12 protein-coding genes and 1 pseudogene are annotated in these 17,523 nt (G+C 37.5%); 4 read left to right on the top strand and 9 right to left on the bottom strand.

Annotated elements, in window-relative coordinates; translation table 11 throughout:
• Window positions 1–147: 147 nt before the first annotated feature.
• The 6 genes and pseudogenes from AR335_RS09185 to AR335_RS09160 all read right to left on the bottom strand — a co-directional run bounded on the left by AR335_RS09185 (window position 148) and on the right by AR335_RS09160 (window position 7,456).
• Window positions 148–828, bottom strand: a complete 681-nt coding sequence (locus AR335_RS09185) for a spermine/spermidine synthase (protein WP_234293237.1) — start codon at window positions 826–828, stop codon at window positions 148–150.
• A 2,118-nt stretch (window positions 829–2,946) separates the two neighbouring features.
• Window positions 2,947–3,408 (bottom strand): CarD family transcriptional regulator, encoded by a 462-nt coding sequence (locus tag AR335_RS09175; RefSeq protein WP_091005252.1) that lies wholly within the window; start codon window positions 3,406–3,408, stop codon window positions 2,947–2,949.
• 658 nt (window positions 3,409–4,066) lie between these two features.
• The gene (locus tag AR335_RS25480; RefSeq protein ID WP_199805073.1) at window positions 4,067–4,177 is read right to left on the bottom strand and encodes a 2-dehydropantoate 2-reductase N-terminal domain-containing protein; all 111 of its coding nucleotides are present in this window, start codon (window positions 4,175–4,177) and stop codon (window positions 4,067–4,069) included.
• Window positions 4,178–4,374: 197 nt separating this feature from the next.
• Window positions 4,375–5,177, bottom strand: a pseudogene (locus AR335_RS24905) (IS4 family transposase); the annotation flags it as partial.
• 135 nt (window positions 5,178–5,312) lie between these two features.
• Window positions 5,313–5,699, bottom strand: coding sequence for a VOC family protein (locus AR335_RS09170; RefSeq protein WP_053354405.1), 387 nt, complete (start codon window positions 5,697–5,699; stop codon window positions 5,313–5,315).
• Between the two features lie 911 nt (window positions 5,700–6,610).
• Window positions 6,611–7,456, bottom strand: a complete 846-nt coding sequence (locus AR335_RS09160; RefSeq protein ID WP_062234602.1) for an STAS domain-containing protein — start codon at window positions 7,454–7,456, stop codon at window positions 6,611–6,613.
• A gap of 1,190 nt (window positions 7,457–8,646) precedes the next feature.
• Between AR335_RS09160 and AR335_RS09155 the strand changes: the two genes are divergently transcribed.
• Window positions 8,647–10,140, top strand: a complete 1,494-nt coding sequence (locus tag AR335_RS09155; protein WP_062234599.1) for a phospholipase D-like domain-containing protein — start codon at window positions 8,647–8,649, stop codon at window positions 10,138–10,140.
• Window positions 10,141–11,304: 1,164 nt separating this feature from the next.
• On the opposite strand, the gene AR335_RS25475 is transcribed toward AR335_RS09155, so the two are convergent.
• The gene (locus AR335_RS25475; RefSeq protein ID WP_369795829.1) at window positions 11,305–11,385 is read right to left on the bottom strand and encodes a putative holin-like toxin; all 81 of its coding nucleotides are present in this window, start codon (window positions 11,383–11,385) and stop codon (window positions 11,305–11,307) included.
• 121 nt (window positions 11,386–11,506) lie between these two features.
• Window positions 11,507–11,686 (bottom strand): hypothetical protein, encoded by a 180-nt coding sequence (locus AR335_RS09145; protein ID WP_062234592.1) that lies wholly within the window; start codon window positions 11,684–11,686, stop codon window positions 11,507–11,509.
• Window positions 11,687–12,324: 638 nt separating this feature from the next.
• On the opposite strand from AR335_RS09145, the gene AR335_RS25370 reads away from it, so the two are divergent.
• Window positions 12,325–12,384, top strand: a complete 60-nt coding sequence (locus AR335_RS25370) for a hypothetical protein (protein ID WP_156418989.1) — start codon at window positions 12,325–12,327, stop codon at window positions 12,382–12,384.
• A 210-nt stretch (window positions 12,385–12,594) separates the two neighbouring features.
• Here AR335_RS25370 and AR335_RS09140 read toward each other — a convergent pair whose 3' ends face one another.
• Window positions 12,595–12,861 (bottom strand): hypothetical protein, encoded by a 267-nt coding sequence (locus AR335_RS09140; RefSeq protein ID WP_156418912.1) that lies wholly within the window; start codon window positions 12,859–12,861, stop codon window positions 12,595–12,597.
• A 917-nt stretch (window positions 12,862–13,778) separates the two neighbouring features.
• On the opposite strand from AR335_RS09140, the gene AR335_RS09135 reads away from it, so the two are divergent.
• Window positions 13,779–14,600: a pyruvate, water dikinase regulatory protein gene (locus AR335_RS09135; protein ID WP_062234587.1), complete on the top strand. Its 822-nt coding sequence runs from the start codon at window positions 13,779–13,781 to the stop codon at window positions 14,598–14,600.
• Window positions 14,600–17,281, top strand: a complete 2,682-nt coding sequence (ppdK, locus tag AR335_RS09130) for a pyruvate, phosphate dikinase (RefSeq protein WP_062236986.1) — start codon at window positions 14,600–14,602, stop codon at window positions 17,279–17,281. Before AR335_RS09135 ends, ppdK begins: the two co-directional genes overlap by 1 nt.
• Window positions 17,282–17,523: the final 242 nt, after the last annotated feature.

Raw genomic sequence — 17,523 nt, 5'->3', positions numbered from 1 at the left:
GATATACTCTCTTGATTCAAACATAAAATTATGGAGGGATACGTTTGATCCGTTCGCATCCTCTTTAATTTTTTCCTTTTGTGGAATCACAAAGACTATAAGTTCCTTTCTGGCTCTGTTGAGGAATTCACTTGGAAATGGTCTGTTTTATCTTTGGTCAACTTTCACTGGATTTATCGGGAGTGACGCTATATAAACATAATCCGGATCGTGACCTTCCTGAGGTACAGCTAATTCTATTACTTTATGAAAGGTATGCCTTAGTCGTCCGACGAATTCCGGCGATGGAGAAGCACTCCAAAAAGTAATAACACCATTTGAAGCCAATAAGTCTGACAACGCAACAAGACTGTCCTTCTGATATAACCTAGCATTGGCTTCGGTCACTGTCCAATCAGGCCCATTGTCAATATCTAAACAAATAACTTCAAATTGACCCTCTCTCCGGTGAATCCATTCGAGGAGATCAGCGTGAACTACTTCTGTTCGATAATCCTCTAAGCTGTTATTTGAAAAGGGCGCAAGATAGGATTGATTCCATTCGATAACTTTATCAACTATCTCGATAACCTTTACTTGACTTACACGTCGATCATTTAATGCCTCTGCCAACGAAAATCCAACACCTAATCCTCCAATAAGAACACGTTCCGGAGTTAATGCTACATCCAGCGCCGCCTTTACTAGTAATCTTTCGGACTCATCATTGTATGTTGCCATTAAAAACGTTCCATTACTTATAATCTCGTAGTGATTTCCGCGGCGCTGAAGTTGAATTTCACCGCGGGGGGTATTGCAGCGCTCTATTACGTCTGGAGGGATATACAAGAGAACACTACCTTTCTATATAATTTCTAAAGATAATCTTGTTGAATAACTTTATATTTAAATTTCAACATAAATTGTAAGGAACCTTGTTAAAATATTGAAATTGGTCAAGAAAAGTCTATACGAAAACAGCCAAATAAAAGAATACGTTCCAAAAACGATCGTTATTGGTGTTTTAATAACGGACCCAGAACCATGTGATCCCGCAATGGGTGCTCATACACTTGATTTACAATATCCATATTAATGTTGCCTAAAATGAGAAATTATTTTCATGGTTCATACCTCTTTATGTTTATTCTCTTACTTGGCGATTGATTTAATAGATTCCTTATATATGGGTACATTCATTCGAACGACGGTCCCTTCGCTTTCCCTATAAAATAAGTTAATAGGTGGTCATAAAGAATAAAGAGCTTAGCAACAGCAAACTCTTTTGATATCTTGATACATACATATCCTCTTCGTATTGTGCAACCACAATATTCGCTAATATTTGCCAAACTCTCTTATAACTATCAAGCTTTTAATATGTTATGCTTGATAAAAATAAATGGGACCTTTGAGACTTCTCTTAGTCAACCTCCCTTACAGAAGGGAGACTATGACGACATGTCCAAAGACCTCATAGAAACAATCTTAAAATCTCTAAAAAAGTACAGTTTTTCTGTAATAACACTAACTTTCAAAAACAAGCATCAGGTTCCCTTATTGTTAGTATGCTACCTAAACAAGTGTTTTCAACTAACCTATTTGAATAATCAAACTATCGAAACTTATGATGATATTGAACCGACAGTTTTAGCTATTGAAAAAGTTGTGCAATCTGAATTACAAATAGCCTTTAAAAGTTGTGCAATCTAAAATACAAGTTAGCCTCTAAAGTGGTACATGAAAAACCGCATCGACTTTATTTGGATACGATTTTCCTTTTTTATTCTTGGGCTTAAACGCCCTATAAGTATGTAATGTGTTATCTTCAAATAAATCAAGCCCCCAACATGGGTATATTGTTGGAGGCTTAATTACTTAAGGGAAAAGAGAAGTGAATTATTTACCTTTGAATCCAGTAGCTGGCCATTTTACCGAACAAATTGGCCTACCGTACGTCTAAATAATATTGCAGAACCCTTGGGCGGTTCTTGGGATGATACAAGAAGTTCTAGCGATCTAGGGTTTTCTTCAACTAAACTTATTGTACAAACTTTACAAAAAAACAGGAATTCTTAAAAGTCCCGCCTTTGTTTAATTCCTATATTTCACGGTGCAGCAAACTTCAGGTTTTAGATATACAACATCCTTCATTTCGTTCGAAACGAAATCTTCCGCTATTTGATAAAGTTCCCTTCGAGCCCTGTGGAGGTACGAATTCGGTCACACCAAGTGGTCTTGTTACATCGTCCTCCCCTTTACCAAGTATCCAGCCAAATTCTTTCTTAAGATAACCAATAACGAATACATCTTCATATTGATAGTTAATCACTTTCTGCCAAGAATGAGAACGACGGTCTTTTTCATAAATTGAATTTTAACACAATCAGTTACTACACAATCCTGCTACGTTTGTTCAATAAGTTCCATAAAAAAGAGCATTTCTCCTTCTTAAAGAAATGCACCCGATCGTTGAAGAACAATATTAACAATCGTTCTAGAAATTCCGTCATTTTTTTTTCGTTGACCATATATTTAGATGTTACCAACTGGAGTATCTCCATTATGAAAAGAAGATAAACAATTACTATTCACAGACACAGTGGATGTAAGAAATTCTTAATGATAGAGATGAGATTGATTGTTTTTTCTTCTAGAAATAATCACTTAGATATACCTAAAACAATGAAAGCCCTACCTCTCTTCCATCCTTACGGTTCCTTGTCCGTGCCAGTGTGAATCAGTATTACAAATATCAAATGATTATTATATCGAGTTTTTTGATAAAACTTCAATTGTTTGTGAGGAAGTTTAAATAATAAAAATGGATTAGATTGTAGAAATAACAAAAGAGGTTAATGTTCTAAAAGGAAGTGAAGAAGTTGAATGTCTTTGAAATGATAATCATAATATCCGCGAAAAATTTCAGATATTTTTTAGAATGCAATACTTTATCTATAATTAACCTTAACAGAAACTTTTTATTTGATTTTCAGTGATTCCTTTAATTACTTCCAGTTCACTAATCAAAAATTCATATGCATTATCCAACATTTTTTTTTCGCTTCCATTAAGTGCTTTATCTTTTTTCATACGCATTAAATCACGTACAACTTCAGCACCTTCCTGTATTTCACCCGTTTTTAGTTTATCCGTGTTTACTTTATACCTTTGTTTCCACGGTAGTAATCTATCTGATTCTCCATGCTGAAAAATGTGTATAATTTGTTTTAATGCAAGTAGATCAGTAACTGGTCGTATACTTGAACTCAATATTTTACACGTTGGAATCATAACTTGCATATTACTGATTGACATTTTTATAACATAATACTGTTGTTTTTCCTCTGGGAATTCTATTTCTTCTATGGCTTCAATTATACCTACTCCGTGCATTGGATAAACAATGTTATCGCCAATTTGGAACAAATAATCCACCTCCATATATGGTAACCTTCTAAATGATACCATATATGCGTTTTTTTATCAAATATTTAATAATAACATGAGGTTATTTTCAGTGTCAATAACTTTTTTCAATAAATCAGATCAAGCAAAAACAACAACAAAACAATAGGGAACGTGTCGGATTCCCAATATAGAGGGAAGGTCAATTGTTCGGTGAATATCCTGAAACCTCGACTAATTAACATAGATCAGTTTTTTCTTGAAGGTCAAAATTGTGGGTAAACTGTTTAGTTTCATTGAACTCCTTCTTCAATAAAACTGCCCTTTAATTCAATAAGAAAGTGCATTTCTCCTTCTTGAAGAAATGCACCCGTTTATGGAATAAAACAGTTTAGCTCATATTTACCTCCCTAAAAAGATGCATTCTTCAACAATCCTGCCCTTTAGCATTCCTGTAGAGAGTTAATTTTAAGCTTTGATAAAGAAAGATTTACGACGGTTTCTAGATGGACGATATCTGAACTTTACTCATGACTTATTCGGTAGGAAATGACTTAAGCATCAAAGTCACTTAGTTGATAGCTATCTACTAAACATGTTGGATCAGTGTTAACAGAAATACTCACATTAGAGAAAGTTTCATCTTTCTCTACGATTCCTAGACCCTCTTCCTTTATTTTCAAACATGATTATTTGGTCGGTTAAATAGGGTGACATCGAAAGCAGATTGTTTTAGTTTCCCTCCAAATAGACAGCTCATAGTACCTACACCGACTACCAGAACTTTCATATTTTCACCCCTTGTCATTCTTGCCAACACTATTATAGGCTTATAATCTTCCTGAAACCGCTTTCATTAATTGCTTTGACTTATTCTTCATCAGCCCAGTTAGGAATAAACAAGTAAGAGAAATGACACCAATACAAACGATATAAAGTGCAACCGGAACCCAAGAATTGTTATAGGCAGCGAGTAAGGCAGTTGCGATAGGCTTTATGAATTTCGTGGGTTTGTCCTGGTTGTAGCTGCAACATCAGATCTTCCATGTCTAATTGAATATACTCCGACTGTTTTTTCATTCTTCCGTCCTTAAAATATTCTGGATTAGGATTCTTCTGCTAAATTCGGGTGTTTAATTTTAAGCGAGAGATATAACAGGCTCCTTTCTCATTCATTTGATGGAGATCTTCCAGGTCAAAATATCCTAAGTCACGTATACATAAGTCACCTGTTTGCACTGTTTTCAAGCACGTGGAACCATAGGTTCGATCATTTTGTTACCTGGGCCGAGTGCACATGCAGGAATTGGCCGCTGAGAAGATCGTATTCCAATTGGATTTTCACGCCAGCTGTATGACTACTTCCTCCTGATCCTTGGTAAGTTGAAGCAAAAACATCTGGAAGTTGAAACGTCGTAGAATCCAAGATTCGTATACGCTGAAACTGAGATGCATAACGATGAGAAAGAGCCTGATAAGTTTGTATCTTCTGAGTAAAATACGTTTCGTAGGAGCCTGACTGCTGAAGGATTGAATCGTTGATTGAGTCCTTCGGGACTCATTAATACACCAGTTGAAGATTCTAGACAGCAACATAGCTGAGTTAAGGAAGTATTCGCTACCTTTTGGCTTAACCATATGCACAAAGCAACTAAATCTTTCGCTTGATACTTACTGGATCTCTGAACAAAACCTACCTTTTTGGCCAGCTGTTGAAGAGCTTGAGGAGATAAAGAACTTTGTAATTCCTGTGAAAAGAGAGTAAGTTCATCTGATACCTCACGACACATAATAAACACCGTCCTTTCTGTTCGTTTATCATAAAGATTCTACTCTTACAAACACAATTAACACAGTTCGAATAAATCGAACTGTGTTAATTGTGTTTAATATTCTTTTAACCTAGTCCCATTTTGAACAATCAATTACAGCATTTTATATATTTCAATTAAGTTATCATCAGGGTCACGAAAATGTGCAACACGCGCTCGCCATTCCTTACGATCATGAGGTTCATTAACAAATTCAATTTCTTTTTCTCTGAAACGGTTATACGTCTTATCGACATCTTCAACTTGAAATTGAAGTAAGAATCTTGATTGAGACTCAGCTTCTAAAGGCTTATTTTCTTCTCTGACCAATTCGGCCATAACTTTTCGAGATACAAGCTCAATTTTTGTTTCCCCATTATTGAAAAGCGCATATTCCATGTCTTCATCGTACCAACTTACTGGAAATTCCAATAAATCTCTGTAAAACATGGCACTTTTCTTAAAATCTTTGACCAAAAGTCTTATTTGCAACAACTTCAAGTCAATCACCTCCTGAAAAATATTATTGAAGAGCCGACACCATCACCACTCATTGAACATTTCGTTACTGATTCCAATATTCCTTCATGTTTAATGTAACTATCCTGCTCTGTTATCTGCATAAGAAATGAAACAACATTATTATCAGTCAATACTTTCTATCATAATACAGAAAGAATAGTGTTTTTTTCATTTTTGGGGTAATAATTTGCCTTAGCGCATGTGGCGGTACCCCTAAAAGAGAGTTCGGTTCGCTGATTATTTTTGACAAAAACGATTCCCTCAGTTGGCATAATTTCAGGAAAAAGCGGCCACATAGCGTTTTGAATGTACACTCTATATTTAAGATGTTTTATTCCTTTGGACTGTTTTCAAAAATTACCGAATGTAATTTACCCTATATTATATTAATTTTCTATCAATCGTTGTAAACTAATAGTATAAAATACTGATTTGGGTTATTTTTGACTTTACTTAGTCATTTCCCATTTAGATGGGAGGCGCAATGCGCAATGCTACCTATGGATCCGTTGTCTTCCGAACAGATAATCAATATGTTAGTAAAATTTAAGCTTTACGATGAACTAAGTGAAATCACACATACCTTTTCAATTCAACAGGAGAGAAAATTCTCGATATCGTATAGTCATAAAAATAAAGTATATAATCTAATACATTTTGATAAAGATTTTTCAGAGAATTTCAGCACAAACCTTGAAGCCGTTTTCGCTGTAAAAAAACTCCTTGATCTTGAAAATCCGGTGACTTAATCTACTGAATTAGTTTTTTTACAATTGAGGGTTTAAAGTAGTTAGCCCCCATTTTGCACCAATAACAATCTTACTGTCTCTTGATATGATAAACACAAATATAAAAAAGGAGGCAAGCCATTGAGCTTTCCTCCTTTTTATTTACATTGCTTTTATCTCCATAAAGGCTTGATGTAAATTACCCTGTACTTTAATTCTATCAAGGTCTAACCCCAATACAACCATTGTTTGTGCTACCTCTGGACGAATGCCAGTTAAAATTGTTGTAACACCTAACAAGGATAAAGCATCTATTACTTTAAACAACTGGTCAGCTACCATCGTATCGACAATCATGACACCTGATAAGTCGATAATTAAATGCTCCAATTTTAATTTCACAGCTTGTTTCGTCGTTTCGTCCATTAATAACTGAGCTCTTTCCGTATCCATGTTACCAATTAACGGCAGTACACCTGTCCCTTTGATTAGAGGAACGATGGGAACAGACAATTCTAAGAAAGCTGACTTTGCTTGTTCAAGCACTTTTTGATAAGACTGAACATAGTTCAGACTAAAATAATAAACAGCATGATCCAAGAGTGGATCTATGATTTCAATAACATCAAATATGGAAGCGGCCGATAACCCATGAGTAGTTGCCTCTTCTTTAATGGCTTTCCAAATGAAATCCCGATAATAGCTTGTATCTTTTAATGCTTCATCAAGGGGAGCTCCCAACTGAAACAAGTATTGTCCCGTCTCTTTTCCCCACCGCTGTACATTTTCAATGGATTTATGAAAATCAACGTGATCAGTTAACGCTTCCCCAAAAAGGCGGATAAACTCAGCTCTTATTTCCATAAATTTTGGCTCTATTTTCTGGAAGTTCTGCTTTTCCGCTTGCAACATCGCCACCCCTGACATTCGATTGGTATGAACAGATTCAGCGATTTCATGCCTCCGGTTGATAATCATTTCCCCAAGCAACTGCATTTCGTTCTTCATTACTTACCTCCCAGAACTTTATAACCCTATATAAAATCATTATACTTTATAAAAATCAGAACTAATATTTTTAAACTCATGGTAAAAATTACTTTTCAACAATCAGATCTTCAATTAAGCACCCGATAGTTGAAGAATGAAATTAAAGCCTTTCACTAGGTAATTAGTACTGAAATTCAAATTAGGCTGCTGTGCATCCGGTTTCATTGCTCATCTATCATCCTGTCAATAAGTCTCGATCACCATCAAGATTTCAGTTATACCAGATGACAATTCGAGGAATTTCCCATGTTAGTCAATTGATACATTTAGAAAAAACTCATCCAAGATTATTAATTTGTGAGGAAATGACAAATTACTCCCTTAAAAGGATTTGGAAAGAATTTTTTATGAATATGATGGATGATCTCAATTACAAAGCAACGATGTTCATTTTCCCACAATCCGACTCCTTATTTATTTCATATTCATCGTATTAAAATACGGTACGTGAAATTATATTTTAAAGCTATCCGTACGATGTTCGTTCTGTTCCAACAATCTTTACTCCTTTGCTTAAGGTACATTTCTTTCGGGACTGGACCGTCTGAATGAATATGAAGATTAGCAGCATTTTTATACCGTTCGGTGGAGCGTAATCACCACTGAATGTTTAAGGAAATTCAGGAGCGATCCGCTTCTAAATACAATTACTTTTGTATTTGTGTCCATATTCGCTTCCGTAAACGATTGTGTTTGTATGAAAGTAATATCTCGTTCCTATATAATTCATCTCTTTAAAGGGCACATTTTCATTTTAAAAAGGGGAAAAATGGACAAAATTGAAAAAACGCTCCGATTATAAGGGGCACTGAAAACTCTCTGAGCCATTAAGCGCTAGGATCCCCACCTTAGAATAAACCTCCTGCTCTCCCAAAAGAGAAATTTCCTCAAATAAGGGATGCATAACAAAACGGTTTTCGCTTAACGGTAAAGGTTAGCTCTTGAGCATTTGCGATTGTCTTAAATTTTTCGAACTGTTTTAATCGCTCATCTCTCAGTAACGATCCCTTAAAATCAGATAAAACCCCAAAACGTAAAAAACACTATCCTCCCCTGGTTATTAATTCCATCTTCTGTCACTATGACCAAAAGTTGTATACTTACATAACTATTTACACATGTTAGAGAATAAAAAAGGAGGGGATTTGTTGATGTGGATTCTTTGGCTATACATAATAAATACGATCTTTATGTTAATCATAGCGATTCGTGAGGTTCGCCGGCCAGCCAAGGCCTTGAATTGGCTAGCTTTCTGCCTCATTTTGCCTATCATCGGTTTTGCACTTTATCTCAGTACAACGAATCCTGTTCGTATTCGTCGAAAAAGATTGACTTCTCCGCATCATGAATCACGCCAGTTGCCTGATTCATTTAGCCCCTCTGCCTCGGTCATCGCACATGCTTTAGGGAAATTGAGCGTGCAGGGACTTAGGGCCGGCAAAGTCCAAATACTTATAAACGGTATTAAAACCTATGGAAAGCTTCTTGAATCGCTGAAGAGCGCCCAAAAAAAAATTGATCTGGAATATTACATCTACCGAGATGATCAGATTGGCAGACAGATCACGGACCTGCTGCTCGAACAGGCTGCAGCTGGCGTGAAGATCCGCTTTGTGAGAGACGGTTTTGGAAGCCGTCAATTTCCACAGCATAAGATCACTGAGATGATGAATGCAGGGATTGAATGCCGGACCATATTTCCATTGCGTTTCCCTTGGATGTTCTCCAACTGGAATTATCGAGATCATTGTAAGATTGTTCTAATCGACGGAAAGGAAGCATTTACAGGTGGGATCAACATAGGGTATGAGTATACAGGTTTAAAGCCAGAAGTGGGATTCTGGCGTGACACTCATTTGCGAATCACAGGTGAAGCGCCTGTCGATTTGCAGACTATTTTCGACACCCACTGGAACATCGCAGCGCCGGAAAGGATCAAGTCGTATACACAACAAGATCAAGAAAAGCACCAAAACATTCCAAAATCGCAGATACCGGGCAAGACAGGTGTTTCCGCAGGGTCGGCACAATGGCGTACTGAAATGGACACGTTAGAGGGTATAGACAATTTCTCAAGGATGGAACCATTGCAGAAAGCGTACATTCAAACGTTAGAAGGCAATCCTGGCATTCCAACGCCGGTCGTCCGGGAGGCCTACTTTATTCTGGTGACACAAGCTACCAAAACCATTGATATCACTACACCTTATTTTGTGCCCGATGAAGATATTATCCTTGCTATAAAGACAGCTGTGGCCCGTGGTGTCCGAGTAAGACTACTGGTTCCTCGCCACGTAGATCAAAAAATCGTGGGTCTTGCAAGCCCCACCTTTTACGGAGAGCTGTTGGAATCCGGGGTTCAAATCTACCTGTACGACAAAGGGTTGTTACATGCGAAGGTCATGATTGTCGATGAGGAGATTGCTGAAGTTGGCGCTGCAAATTACGATATGAGAAGCTTTCGGCTTAATTACGAGGTGTGTGAAGTCGTTTACAGTATCGATGTAGCACGGGATCTCACAGAGCAATTCGAGCTTGATCTTAGTGATTCGTTGCAGTTGACCATGGAAGATTTACAGCAGCGCTCTCTTTCACATCGGATAATTCAGCAGGGAGCTCGCCTGCTTTCTCCATTGTTATAAGTAAAATGTAAAAGAAAAAGCATGGGACCCATTTAATTTTACTTTATCCGGTATGTAAGAAAACATGATGCTGTCTTCACATACGGTCCCATAGATATTTGAGGATGATCAATAATCTGTCTGTCTATGTTGACCCCTTTTCCCACGGGTTTTATTAAATCCACCCATACCACGGACATCCACAATTAACGGGGTAGCAACCATAGTTTGCAGGATAACCATAGTAATATCCTTTATAATGTCCAGGTGGATGGTGACCAGGGTTAGACCCTGTACTATGATGAGACTGCGTCCCGGAATCAACAAGTTGCTGAATCAGTTGTAATTGCTGTGTTGTAAGTATGTATCCTGTTGGTGGCGCCGTACCCCAATACGGAAATTCCCGTGGAAGAATCATCCCCAGCCCCTGTTGTGGGTTATCAACGTAGTTTGTTATCAAATTATGATTATTCATTGTGTCCTCCTTCAAGGTTTCGCTAATCCTCTTCAGTGTATGTGATTTTTGACAAATTGCATTAGGTAAAGCACCAATTTTGTTAAAGCACTTCCATAGAAACAGGGAGTGTTTTTTTGTTTATTTGACGAATTCTATATAGTGTTAAATAGATTTTTTCGCAATTAAAACTGAACGGGGACTGTATCTCATAAAAAGCCACTATTGATTAAGAAGACTTAACTTTATCCGTAGGTCTCATTGTGCAGCCTTAATTATTTTCCAATATTCTAACCATCGATTTTTCAATGCTAAATTTAATAAACAAAAAGATCTGAAAAATTCACACTGGGTTGTATTTAATATCAGTGCTCACATTCCTTACTCAGGTCTAAAAGGTTGCAATATCTAAATCTTCGTAGGGTGCATCTCCATAATAGAAATACGCTCCCCAAGTCGAGTTACCATTTCGAATGGTCAAAAGAAATTCAACACTTACACCAAGGCTCCTTTTTATAAAATTGAAGAACAATAAATAGAGCCCAATCCTAGCTGATTCCTTTACTTGTAAAAGATAAAAACAAATTATATAATTAGATTAGAGAAGGCATAATATAAAAAGAACCCTGATGCGGGAACATCAGAGTTCTACAGCTACCCGCAAGAAGTGCGGCGGCTCGAATCGAACATGAGAAGAAAAAGTAACCACCCTGTCTGGCCAGACAGGGTGGTTACTTTTTTGTGTTTGAGATGATTATTACGGTTAAGGTTGCGAATGCTATCATGAGTGTTAAAGCTTCGTAAGTAGTCATCATCGGTTACACCCCCCTTCTTTCGGGGATGCCACCGCCACCCTGCTTATGTAACTGCATTTTAATTTTACATACCATATCAGCCTTAAAATCAACTTGAAGACCCCATTTTGGCAGGGTTTTAATTTGATACTTTTACATAACCAGCATTACTGACTTTATTATAGTCTCTATTATTAATAATAAAGAATAATACATGATCCTCTGTAACTATAGTTTCATTTTTCCCTAAATCACTCTTCGCAGTTACTAGCGAGTCATATAAGAACCCTCTAACCTTTTCTCCTTCAATACTTAACATCATAAACACTCCAATTAACGATTTACTATTATTTGAATGATATGCACAAAAAGCGAACATACGCTCTAAGTATACACTATTCTTGTAGGTAAAAGTACAGCTATATATAGCTTTAGCACACACTTTTCTTATTCGAAGAAAATCTCTCCATAATACGATAAACTTCTTCTAGTCTTATGAAACTAATTTAAGCAACGGTCAATAAAAATGATCCGGTCCTCTAGTTTTTGCTGCTACAGGACAAACCTGTAGGAAAAAATATCTCTTCAACTAAACCAAATCTAATGTTCCAATTACTTATAAATACAATTCCTTGTTACGCCACCCAATGGCAGCTAACGGAACGGATCTTTGCCCTTTTGTTGAACACATCCAGTACTCGGTACATATTTAAAATCCTACGAATTCCTCAATATTCAATGATGGAGCATAACTGGGAAGAACAAAGGAGGAAAAAGGCAGCCAATCTCCTTTTTACTAACTTTTATTGGTTTATTCGACAAAATACAAATGTACACATAATCGTATATGCAAGCATAAACGATTGTAAAATATTTGATCATACAACATGGTTATTTGAGTTGTATTAGTTCTCACACATTCAAAAAAACGCCATTTTCCTAGATGAATTTGGTGATATGATATACCATCTCCAGGCTAAGCTGTTGAGGGTTCTGCAGCAAAAAGAGTTAGTCTGAGTCGGCAGAACTGAAGTAATACTTTTGATGTACGTTTGATTGCGGCAACAAATCGAGATTTAGAGACTATAATATAATAATAAAAATGTTCTTTTTGTTGATTTTTACATATGATTTAGGCATTATCATCAGAACAGTTTTTCTATACGTTTATAAACTGATAGAGAAGTCCTTCTAATTCAAATTGAATGAAGGGAGGTTTTTGATTGGTTAATCGACACCAGCAGCCTGGCTCATGGATTCCAGGAGGAGTGATGGTGCAACAACAACATAGTCATCATAGCAGCCAGCATAGTCAGCATCACATGCCACACACCCAGCACGCTCAATGGCCGTATGGACATCATCCCCATCATGTTCATCATCCCCATTATATCCATTGGTCACATGGACACCATGTACCTCATCCTCACACCCATCCGGCACATTGGACACCTGTACAACATGGTTTGCACACTCATCCAGTACATTGGACACCTGGGCACCAGGGACAGCATCAGTCCCATCCTATACATTTTGTGCCTGGACAGCAGGGGCAGCCCCAGTCACAGCCAATTCACTTTATGCCCGGTCAGTACCGGGCATCGGCCACTAACTGATACTCCTAAGCACAGCTATTCTGCAAGAAGTGCAGTGCCTAAGTAAATAAGGCAACAAAAAAGTAACCTATACCTACATTGGCCGTGCAGGGTGGGTTACTTTTTGTGTTGATAACCGCTATTACTACAACGTTCAGTGATGCGAAAGAAATCATGAGCATTAGTTTATCAGTAACAGTAACCATCAGCGACACCCCTTCTAATTAAGGGATTGCCACTTCCCACCCTGCAAATGAAGCTGTACCAGTAAATTAAAAAGTATTTTACCCATAATAAAAACACAACTGTTTACGTATGGGTACAAATAAACAATTTAATTTATGCGGGTTGGAATCGCCAAGTACCAACTTTATTACTTTACTTACCTGTTTTTTGAACTTTTTTACGAGATACCTCGAAAAGGGATTGTATCTCATTATATTTAATGATAGTATACTATTTAAATAAAATAGTATAACACATATACATTTTAATAAGATAAATAGTATAACATAATTTAATCAAAGGATGAAAAAGTGGATCTGTATTTCATTTAGCAATATCACTGGTAGGTAGTTATTACAAGTTTAATGTTTTACCTTCCTTATCTATTGGGACGAGAGCATTGACTGTTTCAAACACAATAGTGAAGCTTATTTCTATAGCAAAAATTCTAATTAATTGTTAAATAGATTCACTATTTGGTGTAAGTGAATGGAGTACATGTAAGATGATCTTCTTATCGATTACCAAACGACGATTACATAAGAATTGCTGAAGTGATGACATTAAAATGCAAGAATAGGAGATTCGGATGTGAATAAAAAAAAGTTTGTCTATGTCGTTTCTGACTCGGTTGGAGAAACAGCTGAGTTGATGGTAAAAGCAGTTGCGTCTCAATTTAATGGGGAAGATATTGAAATCCAAAATTTTTCCTATGTAGAGGATAACAAAGATCTTAATAATGTCATTGCTGTATCGAAGTATAGTAATTGCATCATTGCCTACACGATTGTCATTCCATCTTTAAAGGAATATCTCGATCGAAAGGCGCGTGAAGAAGGGATTGTCGCAGTTGATTTAATGAATCCGCTTATGACAGCATTTAGTCAAAAATTTAATAAAGAACCTAAAGGCGAACCTAGATTAATGAGGAAATTGGATGATAACTATTTCCGAAGAGTTGAAGCGATTGAGTTCGCCGTAAAATATGATGATGGACAAGAGGTACAAGGGATTACAAGGGCAGATATTGTATTAATTGGGGTTTCTAGAACATCAAAGACCCCCCTTTCTATGTATTTAGCTAATAAGAAGTATAAGGTGGCCAATGTACCTTTAGTCCCTGAAATAACACCTCCTGACGAGCTTTTTGATATTCCAAGAAACAAATGCGTGGGTTTAGTCATTACACCAGATAAACTGAATGAAATCAGAAAGGAACGATTAAAGAATTTAGGGTTAGCAACTCAAGCAAATTATGCAAATTTAGATCGGATTCTTGAGGAATTAGATTATGCTGAGAAAATCATGAAACGCATCGGCTGTCCAGTTATTAATGTCTCAAATAAAGCGGTTGAAGAGACCGCTGATTCAATATTAGCCATATTAAAAAAAGAGAGGTATTTGCTGATATGATGACTAAATTTGTATATATGTTTGACGAGGGGAACAGCAAAAAAAAGGACCTATTAGGAGGTAAGGGAGCAAACCTGGCAGAAATGACGAAAATCGGGTTACCTGTCCCTTATGGTTTTACCCTTTCCACTGAGGCCTGTAATTTATATTATGAGGACGGAAAATCGATTTCTACAGAGGTCAAATTTCAGGTATTAGAAGCTCTTGGTAAACTTGAAGAAAAAACAGGTAAAAAACTTGGAGACCCATCGAACCCCCTTCTTGTTTCTGTACGTTCTGGTGCTGTACACTCCATGCCCGGAATGATGGATACCGTATTAAACCTTGGTATGAATGATGACACTGTGGAAGGATTGGCCAAGCTTACAGAAAATCCGCGTTTTGCCTATGACTCCTACCGTAGGTTCATTCAAATGTTTAGTGATGTTGTCCTCGATGTGGACAGTTATTATTTTGAGCAACTTTTAGAGGAAACGAGAGAAAATAAGGGATATACTTCAGATCCCGAAATGACTGAAGAAGATTGGCGAGAAGTGATTAAAGGATATAAAGAAATTGTTATGAAGCATGCGAGAAGAACTTTTCCAGAGGATCCAAAGGAACAATTATTCCTTTCCATCAGTGCCGTTTTTGATTCCTGGAATAATCAACGTGCGATTGTATACCGCCGTCTTCAAAAAATTCCTGGTCACCTTGGTACAGCAGTAAATATTCAAAGTATGGTTTTTGGAAATATGAGTAACGATTCTGGTACTGGCGTTGCCTTTACACGTAACCCGTCTACAGGAGAAGCTAAGCTTTATGGTGAATATTTGATCAATGCACAGGGAGAGGATGTTGTTGCTGGAATTCGTACACCTCAACCCATTGCGACGCTTCAATATGAAATGCCCGAAGTTTATCAGCAGTTTGTTGATACTTGTCAACTGCTTGAAAAGCACTATCAAGACATGCAGGACATTGAGTTCACGGTAGAGCGAGGTGAGCTATTTATTCTTCAGACGCGGACAGGTAAAAGAACAGCTCAAGCGGCCATTCGAATAGCCGTTGAATTAGTAGAAGAACAAATTATTAATAAGAAAGAAGCCATTTTACGTGTAGATCCCGACCAGCTTAATCAGCTACTCCATCGTCGAATTGATGATTCCTATGAAAGAAAACAGATTGCTAAAGGGCTACCTGCCTCTCCTGGGGCAGCAACAGGAGAAGTCGTATTTGATGCGGATGAAGCAGAGAGATTAGCGAAAGATGGCAAAAAAATCATTCTTGTTCGCTCAGAAACTACACCTGATGATATTCATGGAATTGTTGCTGCTCAAGCCGTTATCACAAGCCGTGGAGGAATGACTAGCCATGCAGCCGTTGTTGCAAGGGGTATGGGAAAAGCTTGTATATGTGGCTGTGATTCATTAAAAATTGATTTAAAATCAAAGCTTTTTAAAGTAGGAACTACGACGGTTAACCAAGGCGATATGATTACGATTGATGGTTCAACAGGTGAAATCATGTTAGGTGAGATCCCAATGATCGATCCACAGCTTTCGGACCAGTTCCAAGTGTTGCTTACTTGGGCCGATGAGGAACGAAAACTTGGTGTAAGAGCAAATGCTGACAATCCCGAGGATGCCAAAAAAGCGGCTGAATTTGGAGCAGGTGGAATTGGATTGTGCCGTACAGAACATATGTTTATGGACATCAATCGAATCCCTATTGTTCAGGATATGATTCTGGCTGAAACATACGAGGAGCGTGAAGAGGCTCTTCATAAGCTATTACCAATGCAACAAAATGATTTTGAAGGAATTTTTGAAGCGATGGGAGGGTCCCCTGTAACGATTCGTTTATTAGATCCCCCTCTTCACGAGTTCTTGCCGGATAAGGAAGAACTGCTTGTTGAAGTGACAAAGCTTCAGATGACAGACATAAATTCTAAAGATTTAAAGGAGAAGGAACATCTTCTGAGAAAAGTACGTCAATTAGATGAATTTAATCCTATGTTAGGGCACCGTGGCTGCAGAATGGGCATGATTTACCCCGAAATTTATGTAATGCAGGCAAAAGCAATCTTTTATGCAATCACTGCAGTCATGAAAAAAGGAATCGACGTAAAACCAGAAATAATGATTCCTTTGGTTGGTCATGTTAATGAGTTAAAAGAAATGCGTCGATTGGTCATTAATGCGGGGCTGCAAGTTCAGGAAGAAACAGGACAGGAATACGATTACCTCATAGGTACGATGGTTGAAGTTCCACGAGCGGCCTTAACAGCTGACCAAATTGCTCAGGAGGCAGACTTTTTTTCCTTTGGAACAAATGATTTAACTCAAACTACTTTTGGATATAGTCGCGATGACGCAGAGGGTAAGTTCCTTCAGGCCTATATTGACAACAAAATTCTACCGAAAAACCCATTCGCCTCTCTTGACCAAGAAGGCGTAGGGAAACTTGTAGAAATTGGCGTAAAACTCGGTAGAGAAACAAAGCCAGGGTTAAAAACAGGAATTTGCGGAGAACATGGAGGAGAAAAAAGCTCGATCCAATTCTTCCATGATGCAGGATTAGATTACGTAAGCTGCTCACCATATCGAGTGCCTCTTGCTCGCCTAGCAGCAGCTCAAGCTAATATTAAAAATGAACAAAAACAGCGTGTGAATGAACGTCAAACCATCCTAAATCTTTAAGCAGCCAAACGGCTGCTTTTCTTGCTTTTATCATAATCGGAAGTTATTTATACTTTAATTACCCGTTCACGTTCACACTAGCCCAATGGGAAAACGAGTTTCAGCTTGCCTCAATGGACATACACAAATGCTGATAAAACAGCATGGCCTCATTATACTGAAAAAACAAGAGGCATGTCTTAACATTTCCATGCCTTTGTTAACTCAACAGTACAAGCAACTAGTCTCGTTCACATCATAAA

This window comes from Fictibacillus sp. FJAT-27399, from assembly GCF_001510655.1.
In the GTDB taxonomy this organism is placed as follows: Bacteria; Bacillota; Bacilli; order Bacillales; family Fictibacillaceae; genus Fictibacillus_C; species Fictibacillus_C marinisediminis.
Note: the sequence above shows the minus strand (reverse complement) of the source record. Positions and strands in the feature narration are given on the sequence as shown.